This is a genomic window from Aminobacter sp. MDW-2 (assembly GCF_014250155.1).
In the GTDB taxonomy this organism is placed as follows: domain Bacteria; phylum Pseudomonadota; class Alphaproteobacteria; order Rhizobiales; family Rhizobiaceae; genus Aminobacter; species Aminobacter ciceronei.
Map to the genome: position 1 here is coordinate 2,116,761 of NZ_CP060197.1, position 14,305 is coordinate 2,131,065.

Here is a 14,305-nt window from a genome sequence, read left to right on the forward strand (position 1 = left end):
CTTTTGCCGGGTGGGACGGGTCTTGGCCTTGCGTTAGCCGGCCATCATCGCGCGCACCGTCCTGATGTCGGCGACGAAGCGGGCGCGCTCGGCTGCCGCCTCCTGCGGGTCGCGGATGCGCAGGATGTAGGACGGGTGGATCGTCAGGAAAACGGCGAGGCCGTCGTCGCGTTTGATGGTCTGCCCGCGCTGTTTGGTGATCGCCACCGGCGCCTCCAGCAGCGACTGGGCCGCGGTCGCGCCGAGCGCCACCATCAGCTTCGGCTTTAGCAGCGTCACCTCCTGCGCCAGCCACCAGCGGCAAGCCTGCACCTCGCCGGCATTGGGCTTGCTGTGGATGCGACGCTTGCCGCGCGGTTCGAACTTGAAGTGCTTGACGGCATTGGTGACGTAGACTGCCGTCCGCTCGATGCCGGCTTCGCCGAGCACCGCGTCGAAGATCTTGCCGGCCGGGCCGACGAATGGCCGGCCCTGCAGGTCCTCCTGGTCACCGGGCTGCTCGCCGACAAACACCAGTTCGGCATTGTCAGAACCCTCGCCGAACACCGTCTGCGTCGCCTCGCTCCACAGCGGACAGCGCCGGCACTGGCTTGCTTGCTGGCGCAGAGCGTCGATCGAATGCGCCTCTGTCTCCGGCGACGGCTCCAAAGCCGGCCAGTGTCTGGCTTGTATCGCCTGGTGATGCGCTGCGGGCATCGTCGGCATCCTCGCGATCATCTCCCGGGCAGCCGCGTCGGCGCCTGATATCAGCTCCGGAATGAGCGACGCCTCGGGAAGGTTCCGCCAATACTTCTTGGGCATCTCCGCCTGCATCGCCTTCACCTTGAGGCGGGCGGGATTGAAGATGTTGGCGAAATAGGTCCGCCACATCTCCTCCGACTGGTCGGCAGCGGGCGCATCATCCTTCGAAGCGCCGGGGCCTAGCGCCAGTCTTTCGCGGTCCCATTCAGCCGAGCCGTGTGGCGTCAGGATCGCCCAGTGCATGCGGGTAAAGCGACGCACGAAGAACGGTGCTGCCAATTCGAGGATGAAGTGGTCAGGCTCGAACCAGGCGACGAAGCGCTCTTCGTCACCGTCGCCGATCTTCCGGAAACGGACGAAGGCATGCATCTTGTGCTCGTCGCGCCTGACCGACTTTTCCATCGCCTCGAAGCGGCGCACGTCGGGGTCGGAGGCGATGCGGAGCAAATGAGGCTCGCTACGCTGCCGCCACAGCAGCCGATAGAGCAGTGCGAAACGTTCGCTGTCGGAATGGCAGGTGACGATGGCCGCGCGCTCGATGAAATGTCGGGAGACCCTGAGTTCGACGCCCGGGGTCGGCGCCGGCAGCTCGTCCCCTTCGCCACCGACATGCCATTCGATGTCCTCGGGCTTCACCTCGTTGGTGCTCAGCCTGCGTGCCGCATCGCGCCAGCCGTCGAAGTCGGTCGGGCCGGCGAGATGCACGGCGTAGGCGGCCAGTGGGAAGGCGGGTTGGCCGGTCATCGGAACAGCTCGAGCTGCCGCGGCTTCGGCGCAATCGCCTCGCGCAGCCGTGCAGCGTCGGTGGCGGCGCCCGGCGACCAGCCGTCGGCGACGATGAACGGGCGGACCTTGGTGATGGATTGGCAAAGACGGCCAACGTCCTCGAGCCGCAACCGCTTGAAGCGGCGGGTCTCCAGGATACGCTCCACTGCGCGCGTGCCGAGGCCCGGGATGCGCAGCAGCCTCTCCTTGTCGGCGCGGTTGACGTCGAGGGGAAAGGAGGCGCGGTTGCGCAGCGCCCAGGCGAGCTTGGGGTCGATCTCCAGGTCGAGCATGCCGTCAGGCGTGCCGTCGAGGATCTCGCCCTGTTCAAAGCCGTAGAAGCGCATCAGCCAATCTGCCTGGTAGAGCCGGTGTTCGCGCATCAGCGGCGGCTTCCTCAGGGGCAGGGCAGAAGAGGCGTCGGGGATCGGGCTGAAGGCCGAATAGTAGACGCGGCGCAACTGGTAGCTGCCATAGAGCCGGGCGCTGGTCTTGAGGATGCGGGCGTCTGAAGTGGCGTCGGCGCCGACGATCATCTGCGTCGACTGCCCGCCCGGTGCAAAACGCTCGCGAGTCTTCGTCCTCAGCGTCGGCTCCGCCTTCTCCTCGATCTTCGAACGTAGCTTTGCCATCGAGACGCGGATCGTCTCCGGCCGTTTTTCCGGCGCCAGCCTCTTCACGCCCTCATCGGTCGGCAGTTCGACATTTATCGACAGGCGATCGGCATAGAGGCCTGCCTTCTCGATCAGCTCGGCAGACGCCTCGGGGATGGTCTTGAGATGGATGTAGCCTGCGAATTTCTCGTCGAGCCTCAGCCGCCGCGCCACCTCCACCATCTCTGTCATGGTCTCGTCGGGCGAGCGAATGACGCCTGACGAGAGGAACAATCCCTCGATGTAATTGCGCTTGTAAAAATCCATGGTCAGCCGCACCACTTCGTCGACCGTGAAGCGGGCGCGGCGGACATTGGAGGACGAGCGGTTGATGCAGTAGCTGCAGTCGTAGATGCAGAAATTGGTCAGCAGGATCTTGAGCAGCGAGATGCAGCGGCCGTCGGGAGCGTAGGAGTGGCAGATGCCCATGCCCTCGGTCGAGCCGATGCCGCCAGACTTGAGCGAGTCGCGCCCGCCGGCGCCTGACGAGGCGCAGGAAGCGTCATACTTCGCGGCGTCGGAAAGGATCGCGAGTTTCTCGCGGGTTGAAAGAACTGCCATTTGTTCATGCTATGTTCTTTTTGCTGCCAAGGCCAGAGGGTTCGCTGTGATGCGGCAAATTGTGAACGACGCGTCGGGAGTGGATGGCGGATCAACCGCCATCCCGGGGATCACACCTCGTGCAGATAAAGGTGGTAGTCGAGCTCGCTCACCGTGCGCGCGACGCGGAAATATTCGCTTTCCTTGATCGCCGTAAACGTGCGGTGCAGGTCGTGGCCCAGCGCCTCACGGAGAAACTCCGACGCTTTCGCCGCCTCGATCGCCGAGCGCCAGTCCGGTGGCATCACGCTTTCAGTAACTTCGGCCTGTTCGTAGCCGTTGCCAGACGTTTCCGGGCCAGGATCGAGCTGCTCCTCCAGCCCCTTCGAGATGCCGGCGAGGATGGTCGCGGCGACGAGATAGGGGTTGGCGTCGACGCCGGAGGGACGGTGCTCGATGCGGCGGTTCCTGGCGTCGCCCGCCGGTACGCGCAGCGCCACCGAGCGGTTGTTGACGCCCCAGGTGGGGGCCACCGGTGCGTAGGACTGGGAGACGAAGCGACGCCACGAGTTGGCATGCGGCGCAAACACCAGCATCGATTCCGCCATCGTCTCGGCGAGGCCGCCGAGCGCATGCAGCAGCTTCGGCTCCCAGGTGCCTTCCGCGGCCTCGGTGAAGACGTTGTTGCCGTCGCTGTCGAGCAGAGAGACGTGAAAATGCATGCCCGAACCGGCATATTTCTCGATCGGCTTGGCCATGAAGCAGGCAGTGACGCCATGGCGGCGGGCCTGGGCACGCACCAGGCGCTTCAGCATCAACAGGTCGTCGGCGGCCTGCATCACGTCCTTGCGGTAGCGCAAGGTGAGTTCGTACTGACCCGGCGCATATTCCGAGATCACGGTCTCGGCCGGGATGCCTTGCACTTTTGCGGCGGCATAGATGTCGGAGAACAGCGGCTCCATGCCATGCAGGTGATCGACCGAATAGACCTCGGTCTTGCCGGAGGCGCGGCCATCGAGCACGGCGCGGGCCGGCTGGACCTTGCCGTCGCTGTCGCGCTCGTTGGCGAGCAGGAAGAACTCGAGCTCGAAGGCGCCGGCAGGATAGAGGCCCTTTTCAGCCAGCCTGTCGACCTGTCGCTTCAGCGCAAGCCGAGGGTCCGAAGTCATTGGCGCGCCGTCGAGATGGAACATCGACATCAGCACCTGGCCGCGGGCGGGGCTGGTGCCATGCAAAGGCTTCAGCGTGCCAGGTATCGGCCAGGCGCGGAGGTCGCCATCGCCGGAATCCCAGATCAGCCCGGTCTCGTGGACGTCCTCGCCAGTGATGTCGAGGCCGAGGATGGAGATGGGCAGGTGGCGCCCGCCTTCGTAAAGTCCCATCAGTTCGTGGCGGCGGATGATCTTGCCGCGGCCGACGCCATTGGCGTCCGTCAGCACGATATCGAAGGCTTCGATGTCGGGGTTCGCGTCGAGGAAGGCTCTCGCTTCGTCGACGGTCGAGCCGGAAGATGATGTCATGATGTCACTCGATTGTCCTTCTGCCTTGTCTCATACCGCAAGACGGGCGGCAATGTCGTCGAAAGCTGCGATCAGCTTGTCGACCTGCCGCGCTGTCGTCACCGGCGAGACCAGCATCATGTTGTGGAACGGCGCGATCAGGACACCGCGATTGACCAGCGCCACATGCATGGCAGCCTCCAGCCGGGAGGCGTGGGCATGCTCGGCCTCGCCACCATTGCGCAGCGGACCGGGGGCGAAGATGAATTCGACGCGGGCGCCGACGCGCATCACGTGCCAAGGCAGTTTCCGTTTTCGGATCGCCTTGTCGAGCCCCGTGGCCAGCCGTTCGGCCAGCTTTTCCATGTGGGCGTAGGCCGCCTCCGTCATCACCTCTTCGAGCGTGGCGCGCATCGCCGCGAACTGCAGAGGATTGGCCGACAGCGTCGTGCCCATGCCGGAATAGCCCGGCTCCTTGGTGGCATTGTAGGCGGCGTAGCGGGCGGCGACCTCCTCGCTCATGCCCCAGACACTGGCCGGCACGCCGCCAGCGACGGGCTTGCCGAGCACGAACAGGTCGGGGTCGAGATTGTGCTTGCTTGTATAGCCGCCGGGGCCGGTCGAGATGGTGTGGGTCTCGTCGATCAGGAGCAGCGTGCCGGCTTGCCGCGTCAGCGTGCGCACGCCTTCGAGGAAGCCCGGCTCGGGCAGCACCATGCAGGAATTGGTCAGCACCGGCTCTGATATGACGCAGGCGACGTCGCCATGGCTCAGCGCCTTCTCCAGCGCCGCAAGATCGTTGAACTCTACGATGCGGGTGCGCTGGGTGAGATCGCGGAACTCGCCTGATAGTCCCGGGCGGTTGATCGGCTTGCCGCCGTCGAGCCGCACCATCGTCTCGTCGACCGAGCCGTGGTAGCAGCCGTTGAAGACGAGGATCTTGTCGCGGCCGGTGATGGCGCGGGCGACCCGCAGGGCGAAGCGGTTGGCGTCGGTGGCTGTCGTCGCGATCTGCCAATGCGGCAGGCCGAAGCGCCTTGCCAGCAGCAGGCCGAGCGTGAGCGAATCCTCCGACGGCAGCATGTAGGTCAGGCCGCGGGCCGCCTGCCGGCGAATCGCACGGGCGACGGGTGCCGGTGAATGACCGAACATCGAGCCGGTATCGCCAAGGCAGAAGTCGGCCAGCCTGATGCCGTCGATGTCGGTGATCGTGGCGCCGCTCGCCTTGTCGACCAGGATGGGGAAGGGCGTCGGCCAGTCTTTCATCCAGTGCATCGGGACGCCGTTGAAGAACCCGGCCATGCCGTTGCCCACCGCGGCCTCCGATTTTGGGCGGGCGCGGCGGAAGATGTCCGCCTCCGTCGCTGCAAGTTCGGCGATGCGCGACAAAGGCACGCCGCCTTCGGTGGCTTCAGGTCGTTCGATACGGTTCATCATGGCTCCCATTGGACAGACGGGCGCCACTCTAGCCAGCCGTTCCCACAAACGGCAACTGGCCGTTGCAAGGGTCTCTGTTGGCTCAGCGCGGCCATCTTGACCCATCGATCGCAATGGCGATCATGACACTGTGCTTTGGGGGTGATGAGCGATGCGTGCTATGATGACTGCCATGTCGATCCTGCTTGCGGCGGGCCCGGCCGGTGCCTCTGGCGGGCTCTCTTGCGGTGCCAAGGATGAGGCAGTGAAGCTGACCATCGAGAGTGGCGTCACTCGCGGCATGGGCAGCCCGGTGTTCAACTTCCGCGGCGAAATCGAGATTTCCCACAAGGCGATTTCGCAGGACCTGCGCAAGATGAGCTTCGAGCGCGACCATCTCGCGCAATACTGGCTCGACGGCGAGGAATTGCGCATGGTGGTCTACCGCGAGCGCGGATCCGACAAACCGCATGGTTATGTCGAGATCACGGTCCGGACCAAGTCAGGCGACGAGGGCGACTATATCGGTCAGTATTCGGTCACGGTGTTTGACATGACGGACGCCACCGGCGGCGACGGCAAGACCTACAATTTCACCGGCCGGGCCACCTGCCTGGTCGAATAGTCCGGCCGGATAGGCCGACGCGCTTGTCCCGCAGGCGCGCGTTTAGTCCTTGTGCATGGCGGCGATGGCGCGCCGCATCAGTGCCAGGAAGGTTTCCCGTTCCTCCTCGGAAAAGTCCGCCAGGGCAGCTGCGTTCTGGGCGCGGGCGGCAGCCGTGGCCGGGTCGCGAAGCGCCTTTGCCCTTGGCGTCAGGTGGATTGCCTGCGAGCGCCCGTCCTCCGGGTTGGCGCGCCGTTCGATCAGCCCATCACGCTCCATCCTGGTCAGGGTATTGGCCATCGTCGCTTGTTCGACGTCGAGGCGCCGCACCAGTTCGATCTGCGTCAGCCCATCTTCGTCCCACAATGCCAGCAGCGTCATGAACTGCGCCGGCGCCAGGTCGAGGGGGCGGATGCGCTCGTGCAGGCCCTTGGCGAACAGGCGTGCCATCTGGTTGGCGAGATATCCGGCGGAGCGTTCTTTCTGAAAAGCCATGCCGCGAGGAATAGCTGTTGAATAGCATGCTATGCAACTATATATAGCTTGCTATGTAAACTGGAGATTCGACGATGAAAGCGAAACTTCATGCCGCGGCCGGCGGGGTTGCCTTGCTCACTGTCAGCTGTTTCTGGATTGCCACAATTGCCGCTGAACTGACCGCCAACGCCGAGATCATCGCCACGGCAAAGGCCGTAATTCTCGCCGGCATGGTGGTGCTCATCCCGGCGATGATCATTGCCGGTGGCACGGAATTCTCGCTCGGCAAGGGCTGGAGGCGCCCTGGCGTCCAGCACAAGAAGCGGCGCATGCGCATCATCGCCGCCAATGGCCTGCTGGTGCTGCTGCCGTCGGCCTATGTACTTGCCGGCTGGGCGGCGGAAGGCCGTTTCGATACGGCCTTCATCATCGTGCAGACACTGGAGCTGGCGGCCGGAGCCCTCAACATTGCGCTTCTGTCGCTCAATATGCGCGACGGCTTGGCACTGCGGCGCAAGCCGGCGGGGGCTGTACGCGCCGGCTGAGTTTCGCGCGGAATCCGCATCATTCCAGGAAAAGCCGCTTCACGTCTCTCCCTGGAATTGTGCTAGCCGGTGATGTCGATGACGCCGCAATCGCCGGCGGCGCTGCCAAAGGCGAGACGGCGTTCTTCCTTGTCCCAGGCCATCGAGGTGATGGCGCCCTTGCCGGGGCGGCGCAGCAGCACTTCCTTGGCGTCGGCAAAACGGACCGCCAGCACCATGCCGTCTTCATAGCCGATGGCGACGATGTCTTCGCTCGGATGGCAGGCAACCGAGGTCACCATGGTGTTGCCGCGCGTGCCGAGTTCCAGCGGCGCCTTGCCCATCGGGCCGTCCTTGCCTGTGAAGGGCCAGACGATCGCCGCCGGCGCGCCGGAGCTGGCCAGCCATTTGCCCTTGGCGCTCCACGACAGGCTCTTCACCTTGGCGGGATAGCCGGTCATGCGCATGTGCTTGGCATCGACGAGTTTCCAGCCGTGCAGGGCGTTTTCCTGCATGGTGGTCACCAGGAATGCGCCGTCGGGCGAAAACGTGATGCCGGTATGCGCACCGTCCCATTGCAGTTCGGTCGGCGTGCCGTCGGCGGCGGGGAAATGCAGCGTCGCGCCATTGTAGCGGGCAACGCCGATGCGCATGCCCTTCGGCGAAAAGGCCACGCCCTCGACCGAGCGCGGGTGGGCGAACTCCTTGGTCTTGCCGTCGGCGAAGCGCACCCAGGCATTGCGGCCGCTGGCGTAAGCCACGGCTCCCTGCGGGCCTGAAGCGACCGACGTCACCCACTTCTTGCCGACGCTCGCCAGTTCAGCGGTAACGCCGGCCGAGGTCAGCGTCATCACCTTGCCGTCTTCGCCGCCCGAGATCATCAGGTCGTTTTTGGCCGTCGTCGTCGCCGACAGCAGCCCGTCATGCAGCCTGACCGACCTCTGGCCATGGTCGAGCCAGTGCACCATGCCGTCGGCAAGCGCAAAGAAGGGAATGTCGTCGAGGAAGCTTGCAGTGACGCAATGTCCGTCGAGATCAAGCGGGGCGACTGTCGGCATGGGCTGTAAAACTTCCGGTGCTGATTTGTCCTCACCCCTAAGGACAGGTTGAGCAAGCGTCAACTTCGACACTGGGTCGACGCTGGCGCTCAGCTCGCATCTGAGGCGAGGCAAGCGACCGGCTCCCGATGCATCGAGGGCCGTGGGTTTTCCGATGGCTAGGCTGCCTGGCAAGCCTCGAAGCTGCGCTTCAGGCGCTCGGCGTCGAGTTCGCGGCCGATGAACACCAGCCGGCTCTCGTGCTTTTCGTCGTCCTTCCAGGCACGCTGGTGGTCGCCTTCGATGATCATGTGCACACCCTGGATGACGTAGCGGTCCGGATCGTCCTTGATGGCGATGATGCCCTTGAGGCGTAGGATGTTGGGGCCTTCCATCTGGGTGATCTTCTCGATCCAGGGGAAGAACTTCTTGGAATCCATCTCGCCGCCGCGCAGCGACACCGACTGCACCGTCACGTCGTGGATCGGCGACACCGCGCCATGCTCGTGGTGGTCGTGATCATGATGGTCATGATCGTGGTGGTGATGATGGTGGTCGTGGTCGCAGTTCGGGCCGCATTCATGATCGTGGTGGTGGTCATGATCATGGGCGTCGAGGAAATGCGGGTCGTCGGCCAGCACGCGCTTCAGGTCGAAAGCGCCGCGGTCGAGCACCTGGTCGAGCGCCACGCCGGCGCGGGTGGTGCGATGAATCCTGGCGGACGGGTTGATGGCGCGCACGGCAGCCTCGACGTCGCGCAGCTCGTCTGATGTAACCAGGTCAGTCTTGTTCAGCACGACGACGTCGGCGAAGGCGATCTGGTCTTCTGCCTCGCGGCTGTCCTTGAGGCGCAGCGGCAGGTGCTTGGCATCTACGAGCGCCACCACCGCGTCGAGCTTGGTCTTGGAGCGGACGTCGTCGTCCATGAAAAAGGTCTGGGCGACCGGCACCGGGTCGGCGAGGCCGGTGGTCTCGACGACGATGGCGTCGAAACGGCCCGGGCGGCGCATCAGGCCTTCGACGACGCGGATCAGGTCGCCGCGGACGGTGCAACAGACGCAGCCATTGTTCATCTCGTAGATTTCCTCGTCGGATTCCACGATCAGGTCGTTGTCGATGCCGATCTCGCCGAATTCGTTGACGATGACCGCATATCGCTTGCCATGGTTCTCGGAAAGGATGCGGTTGAGTAGCGTCGTCTTGCCGGAACCGAGATAGCCGGTCAGCACGGTGACGGGGATTTGGGTCTGGGTTTCGGTCATGGTCGTCCTCGGGATCGAATAGAGGCCTCATATAGGATGCCGGCCAAGCTTTTGCACGTCTCAAACGGCACGGTGGCGCCACCTGATGAACATTACGGAAGTTTCATTGGGAGCGAGGTGCGACCGCACCTAGATTGACGGTCAGGCAAGGGGCTTGCCGACCCATTCGTGGAGACACCCAGCCATGCGCAAGGCACCTTTCCCCAGCACACTCAACCGCCGCCGGGCGCTTGGCCTGATTGCGGTGACGGCGGGCGGCAGCGCGCTCGTGCCGGTGCAGCTGTTTGCGAAGCAAGCCTCGCCGCAAGCGAGCTCGCTGCTCTTGCCGGAAGCCGGCGTCTGCTCGATTACACCCGAAACCACCGAAGGCCCCTATTATTTCGACCCGGAGCTCGAGCGCAGCGAGATCACCGAAGGCCGCGAAGGCGTCGGCCTCACCGTACGCCTGCAGATCGTCGATGAAGCATGCAATCCGATCGAGGGCGCGCGTGTTGACCTCTGGCACTGCGATGCCACGGGGCACTATTCCGGCTATCCCGGCCAGGGCGACAATCGCGACGTCGATACGTCAGGCGAAAAATTCCTGCGCGGCTGGCAGCGGGCCGACACGGCCGGCATCGCGACTTTCCAGACCATCTATCCCGGCTGGTACCGCGGTCGCACCACCCACATTCACTTCAAGGCGTTTCCGGAGGAGGGCAGGGCCATGACCGGGCAGATGTTCTTTCCCGACGATCTCAGCGAGCAGATCTTCTCGACCAGGGCGCCCTACAATCAGCGTGGCGGACAACGCGACACGATGAACGCCGACGACGGCATCCTGCGCCGCGCCGGTTCCGGCGTGCAGAGCACGGTGCGCGAAGCCGCATCCGCCTACGAGGCGCTGATGATCGTTGCCGTGAGACGGGCAGGATGACGTCTATCGCCCGGAAGATTTGCCGGCGAAGCGTATCTGTCATCGAACTGTAACATGCGTCTGGCACAGAGCGCTCGTGCGGGTGGTCGGTTGCCGGCAAAACGAGCAGGCAACAATCTCCCGTGCGGTCGATTGCAAAGGGCCACGCAGCAACTATTCTCGGCCATCACGGTACGAGGCGTGGCGCAGGAGATGCGGATGTCCAAGTCCAACAAAGGCGCGGCGATGAGCCGGCTTCACCAGGTCGCCCGACTGGCGCGCACCTCGCTGGCCGCACGGCTTCTGGCGCATGGCTTTTATGCCGGCCAGGACCAGATCATGCTGTCGCTGCACGATGATGACGGCCAGACCCCCGGCCAGCTCGCTTCGCGCCTCGGCGTGCGGCCGCCGACCATCACCAAGACCATCAACCGGCTGCAGGCCCAGGGATTCCTGGAAAAGCGCGCATCGGACACCGACGCCCGCCAGGCCCACATCTTCCTCACCGAGACCGGCCGTGACGCCATCCGCGCCGTCGAAAAGTCGGTCAAGAAGACCGAAAAGCAAGCGCTCAAAGGTTTTGACAAGAAGGACGTCAAGCAGCTTTCCAAGCTCCTTCTGCGCATCGAGGCCAACCTGTCCGACCTGACCCTGATCGACGACGAGGCTGCCGCCGACGTCGAGGGCACGACCGAGGTCGAGCCCGAAGTGGAAGCCGAAGCGGCGGAGTAACCGTCACGGCAGAGACATTCCATCCCGGTATCCGGGATGGAAAATAGCCTGGTCCACGTCTTTTGCCTTGCCGGGCAACCGCGATGGGCGCAATAGCCAAGCATCCCTAGTCATTTGCCCGGCCTGCCAGCGTGTCTCCTCAAAAACCAGCAGAAACCGCAACGCCATCATCGGCGATCCTGCTGATATTTGCCTCGGGCCTGGTGTTTTCCTTCCTCGACACCAGCGCCAAGCATCTCGTCACATCAGGCATGGCGGCACCCTTCGTCACCTGGGTGCGCTTTGCCGTGCATGCGCTGATCGTGCTCGTGCTGTTCAAGGCCTGGGAGCGGCCGGAGCGGCTGGTGCCGCAGAGCCTGTGGCTGCAGATCCTGCGCGCCGTCTTCATGTTCGGCTCGACGATCTTCAATTTCCTCGCGCTGCAGACCCTGCAACTGGCCGAAACCGTGTCGATCAACTTCGCCAGCCCGATGGTCATCACCGCCCTTGCCGGGCCGCTGCTTGGCGAATGGGCCGGCTGGCGGCGATGGCTCGCGGTCTTCGTCGGCTTCATCGGCGTGCTCGTCATCACCCGGCCGGGCTTCGGCGGCTTCGACATGGGGCACATCTTTTCGCTCTGCGCCATGCTGAGCTCGTCGCTCTACACCATCATGACGCGCCTGATGGGCAGGCGCGAGACGGCCGAGAGCCTGATCCTCTATTCGGCAGTGGTTCCTGCGCTCTTCATGCTGCCGGCCGTGCCGCTCGCCGGTTCGCTGCCGGCACATCTTTATGACTGGCTGGTGTTGTTCGGGCTCGGCGTCTTCGGCGGCTTCGGCCACTGGCTGCTGATCAAGGCCTACCAGCGCGCCTCTGCCACGGCACTTGCGCCTTACCCCTATCTGCAGATGGTCTGGATGATCATCCTGGGCTGGCTGGTGTTCGACCAGTTGCCCGACCGCTGGACGCTTGCCGGTGCCGCGATCATCGTTGCCAGCGGCCTCTACATCATCCACCGCGAGCACACGCTGAGGGTCCGGAACCGCGCCGCGCCGAGTGCCGAAACCGAAGAGCTGGCAAAAAAGCTTTGATTTGCCGTTGAACAATGGCATACGGCTTTAAACGGTTTAAAAGACCGTCCGGCCACGCTTGCGGATGGAGGGCCCGCTGGCTCAGAAGATCAAGCTTTCGACGATAGCCGACGCGCTCGGCGTTTCGACCGCGACCGTGTCGCTTGCGCTGCGCGACAGCCCTCTTGTCGCCGACGTCACCCGTGATCGCATCAAGCAGCATGCCCGCGAGATCGGCTACATCTACAACCGCCGCGCCGCCAGCTTGCGCACCTCGCGCTCGGGCATCGTGGGCGTCGTCGTCCACGACATCATGAATCCGTTCTATGCTGAGATCCTGCGCTCCATCGAGAGCGAGCTCGACCGCAGCCGCCAGACCTTCATTCTCTCCAACCACTATGACGATCTGGAGAAGCAGCGCACCTTCGTCGACACGCTTTTGCAGCTCGGCGCCGATGGCGTGATCATGTCGCCGGCCATCGGCACGCCGCCCGAGGATATCATCATGGCCGAGGAGAACGGCCTGCCGGCGGTGTTGATCGCGCGCTCTGTCGAAGGTGCAGAGGTGCCCGTTTTTCGCGGCGACGACGCCTATGGCACGGCGCTTGCCACCAACCACCTGATCTCGCTCGGCCACAAGCGCATCGCCATGATCGGCGGCACCGACCAGACCTCGACCGGCCGCCACCGCTATCAGGGTTATCTCAACGCCATGGAAGCGGCGGGCCTGGAAGTGTTGCCGACCTGGCGCATCGCCGGACCGCGCACCAAGCAGGGCGGCTTCGAGGCGGCCGGACAGTTCTTGGCGCTGAAGGACAAGCCGACCGCAGCTTGCTGCTGGAACGACCTCGTCGCCATCGGCCTGATGAACGGCATCGCGCGTGCCGGCCTCGTGCCGGGCATCGACGTTTCCGTCACCGGCTACGACGATCTCGAGGAAGCGCAGATCGCGACGCCGGCGCTGACCACTGTGTGGAACGGCCAGCGCGAGGTCGGCCGTCGAGCGGCAAGCGCGCTTCTCGACAAGCTGAACGGCCAGTCGGTGCGCCCGTCGCAGGAACTGATCAAGCCCGAGCTGCATGTCAGGCAGTCGACGGGAAAGCCCAAAGAGCGCACATGACTGTGCCAGCCATCGAGGCGCCGTCAGTCCTGATTCCCGGACTGCTGCACCCCCGCGTCACCGAGCGACTCAGGTCGGCATTTTCTCTTGTCCATCTGGCATCCAGCGATCCCGCGCTGCTGACAGAGGAGATGAAGGCAAGGGTGCGTGGCATAGCCTCGGCGGGACAGGTCGATGCGGCGTTCATCGACGCTTTGCCCAATCTCGAGATCATCGCCAATTTCGGCGTCGGCTACGATGGTGTCGACGCGCGCCATGCCGGCTTGCGCGGCATCATGGTCACCAACACGCCCGATGTCCTTACCGAAGAAGTTGCCGACGCTGCGGTCGGCCTGCTCATCAACACGGTGCGCGAACTGCCGCGGGCCGAGGCATGGCTGCGCGACGGGCGCTGGGTCAGCGAGGGCGGCTATCGGCTGACGCCGGGCACGCTGCGCGGCCGCCGCATCGGCATCTTCGGCATGGGCCGCATCGGTCGTGCCATCGCCCGCCGGCTCGAAGCTTTCGGACTGCCGATCGCCTACCACAACCGCCGCCCGGTCGAGGGCCTGGCGTACGCCTACCATCCGACGCTGAAGGAACTGGCTTTGTCTGTCGACACGCTTGTGTCGGTTGCGCCTGCCACGCCGCAGACCGCAAAGATTGTCGATGCCGGCATTTTCGAGGCGCTCGGCGCCAACGGGGTTTTCGTCAATGTCGGCCGTGGCGCCACCGTCGATGAGGCAGCGCTTGTCGATGCCCTGTCGAAAGGCACGATCCTTGCCGCCGGCCTCGACGTCTTCGCTGACGAGCCCAACGTGCCGCAGGCCCTCATCGACTTGCCGAACGCTACGTTGCTGCCCCACGTGGCCTCCGCCACAGTTCATACCCGGAAAGCGATGGCCGACCTTGCGGCCGACAACATCTTTTCGTGGTTTTCACATGCGCGCCGGGCGCTGACGCCGGTACCCGAGACCGGGCATGTGACGGCAAGAATCTAGCTGAGCCAACC

14 protein-coding genes are annotated in these 14,305 nt (G+C 64.4%); 7 read left to right on the plus strand and 7 right to left on the minus strand.

The window, feature by feature from the left end:
• Positions 1–33 precede the first annotated feature (33 nt).
• The 4 genes from H5P29_RS10355 to H5P29_RS10370 form a co-directional block, all read right to left on the minus strand.
• On the minus strand, positions 34–1,485 hold the full coding sequence (locus H5P29_RS10355) for a UdgX family uracil-DNA binding protein (protein ID WP_067958068.1): 1,452 nt from the start codon (positions 1,483–1,485) through the stop codon (positions 34–36).
• Entirely contained in the window at positions 1,482–2,720 is a 1,239-nt protein-coding gene (locus tag H5P29_RS10360; RefSeq protein WP_067958070.1) for a putative DNA modification/repair radical SAM protein, read from the minus strand. The genes H5P29_RS10355 and H5P29_RS10360 overlap by 4 nt, the downstream gene beginning before the upstream one ends.
• Positions 2,721–2,830: 110 nt before the next feature.
• Positions 2,831–4,219 (minus strand): glutamine synthetase family protein, encoded by a 1,389-nt coding sequence (locus tag H5P29_RS10365; protein ID WP_154386417.1) that lies wholly within the window; start codon positions 4,217–4,219, stop codon positions 2,831–2,833.
• Positions 4,220–4,249: 30 nt separating this feature from the next.
• Entirely contained in the window at positions 4,250–5,635 is a 1,386-nt protein-coding gene (locus tag H5P29_RS10370) for an aspartate aminotransferase family protein (protein ID WP_371818624.1), read from the minus strand.
• A gap of 160 nt (positions 5,636–5,795) precedes the next feature.
• On the opposite strand from H5P29_RS10370, the gene H5P29_RS10375 reads away from it, so the two are divergent.
• Complete coding sequence (locus H5P29_RS10375; RefSeq protein WP_067958081.1) at positions 5,796–6,239, plus strand: hypothetical protein; 444 nt, start codon at positions 5,796–5,798, stop codon at positions 6,237–6,239.
• Positions 6,240–6,281: 42 nt separating this feature from the next.
• Here H5P29_RS10375 and H5P29_RS10380 read toward each other — a convergent pair whose 3' ends face one another.
• Complete coding sequence (locus tag H5P29_RS10380) at positions 6,282–6,713, minus strand: MarR family winged helix-turn-helix transcriptional regulator (RefSeq protein ID WP_067958085.1); 432 nt, start codon at positions 6,711–6,713, stop codon at positions 6,282–6,284.
• 74 nt (positions 6,714–6,787) lie between these two features.
• Here H5P29_RS10380 and H5P29_RS10385 point away from each other — a divergent pair, with 74 nt between their 5' ends.
• Positions 6,788–7,240, plus strand: a complete 453-nt coding sequence (locus tag H5P29_RS10385; protein WP_154386418.1) for a hypothetical protein — start codon at positions 6,788–6,790, stop codon at positions 7,238–7,240.
• A gap of 62 nt (positions 7,241–7,302) precedes the next feature.
• Here H5P29_RS10385 and H5P29_RS10390 read toward each other — a convergent pair whose 3' ends face one another.
• Both H5P29_RS10390 and H5P29_RS10395 read right to left on the minus strand, forming a co-directional pair.
• Complete coding sequence (locus H5P29_RS10390; RefSeq protein WP_154386419.1) at positions 7,303–8,277, minus strand: WD40 repeat domain-containing protein; 975 nt, start codon at positions 8,275–8,277, stop codon at positions 7,303–7,305.
• Positions 8,278–8,435: 158 nt separating this feature from the next.
• Positions 8,436–9,518, minus strand: a complete 1,083-nt coding sequence (locus H5P29_RS10395) for a GTP-binding protein (RefSeq protein WP_067958095.1) — start codon at positions 9,516–9,518, stop codon at positions 8,436–8,438.
• A 184-nt stretch (positions 9,519–9,702) separates the two neighbouring features.
• Here H5P29_RS10395 and H5P29_RS10400 point away from each other — a divergent pair, with 184 nt between their 5' ends.
• The 5 genes from H5P29_RS10400 to H5P29_RS10420 all read left to right on the plus strand — a co-directional run bounded on the left by H5P29_RS10400 (position 9,703) and on the right by H5P29_RS10420 (position 14,294).
• Complete coding sequence (locus tag H5P29_RS10400) at positions 9,703–10,434, plus strand: intradiol ring-cleavage dioxygenase (protein WP_067958097.1); 732 nt, start codon at positions 9,703–9,705, stop codon at positions 10,432–10,434.
• A 198-nt stretch (positions 10,435–10,632) separates the two neighbouring features.
• Positions 10,633–11,145, plus strand: coding sequence for a MarR family winged helix-turn-helix transcriptional regulator (locus H5P29_RS10405; RefSeq protein ID WP_067966171.1), 513 nt, complete (start codon positions 10,633–10,635; stop codon positions 11,143–11,145).
• A 131-nt stretch (positions 11,146–11,276) separates the two neighbouring features.
• Positions 11,277–12,215 (plus strand): DMT family transporter, encoded by a 939-nt coding sequence (locus H5P29_RS10410; RefSeq protein ID WP_157097017.1) that lies wholly within the window; start codon positions 11,277–11,279, stop codon positions 12,213–12,215.
• Between the two features lie 64 nt (positions 12,216–12,279).
• Positions 12,280–13,314, plus strand: a complete 1,035-nt coding sequence (locus H5P29_RS10415; protein WP_067958100.1) for a LacI family DNA-binding transcriptional regulator — start codon at positions 12,280–12,282, stop codon at positions 13,312–13,314.
• A complete protein-coding gene (locus H5P29_RS10420; protein WP_067958101.1) occupies positions 13,311–14,294 on the plus strand; it encodes a 2-hydroxyacid dehydrogenase in 984 nt (327 codons plus the stop codon). The genes H5P29_RS10415 and H5P29_RS10420 overlap by 4 nt, the downstream gene beginning before the upstream one ends.
• Positions 14,295–14,305: the final 11 nt, after the last annotated feature.

Bases quoted from the DNA above. Each gene is read 5' to 3' on its own strand.
- H5P29_RS10355 (WP_067958068.1), bottom strand. From the start codon at position 1,485: ATGACCGGCCAACCCGCCTTCCCACTGGCCGCCTACGCCGTGCATCTC.
- H5P29_RS10360 (WP_067958070.1), bottom strand. From the start codon at position 2,720: ATGGCAGTTCTTTCAACCCGCGAGAAACTCGCGATCCTTTCCGACGCC.
- H5P29_RS10365 (WP_154386417.1), bottom strand. From the start codon at position 4,219: ATGACATCATCTTCCGGCTCGACCGTCGACGAAGCGAGAGCCTTCCTC.
- H5P29_RS10370 (WP_371818624.1), bottom strand. From the start codon at position 5,635: ATGATGAACCGTATCGAACGACCTGAAGCCACCGAAGGCGGCGTGCCT.
- H5P29_RS10375 (WP_067958081.1), top strand. From the start codon at position 5,796: ATGATGACTGCCATGTCGATCCTGCTTGCGGCGGGCCCGGCCGGTGCC.
- H5P29_RS10380 (WP_067958085.1), bottom strand. From the start codon at position 6,713: ATGGCTTTTCAGAAAGAACGCTCCGCCGGATATCTCGCCAACCAGATG.
- H5P29_RS10385 (WP_154386418.1), top strand. From the start codon at position 6,788: ATGAAAGCGAAACTTCATGCCGCGGCCGGCGGGGTTGCCTTGCTCACT.
- H5P29_RS10390 (WP_154386419.1), bottom strand. From the start codon at position 8,277: ATGCCGACAGTCGCCCCGCTTGATCTCGACGGACATTGCGTCACTGCA.
- H5P29_RS10395 (WP_067958095.1), bottom strand. From the start codon at position 9,518: ATGACCGAAACCCAGACCCAAATCCCCGTCACCGTGCTGACCGGCTAT.
- H5P29_RS10400 (WP_067958097.1), top strand. From the start codon at position 9,703: ATGCGCAAGGCACCTTTCCCCAGCACACTCAACCGCCGCCGGGCGCTT.
- H5P29_RS10405 (WP_067966171.1), top strand. From the start codon at position 10,633: ATGTCCAAGTCCAACAAAGGCGCGGCGATGAGCCGGCTTCACCAGGTC.
- H5P29_RS10415 (WP_067958100.1), top strand. From the start codon at position 12,280: ATGGAGGGCCCGCTGGCTCAGAAGATCAAGCTTTCGACGATAGCCGAC.
- H5P29_RS10420 (WP_067958101.1), top strand. From the start codon at position 13,311: ATGACTGTGCCAGCCATCGAGGCGCCGTCAGTCCTGATTCCCGGACTG.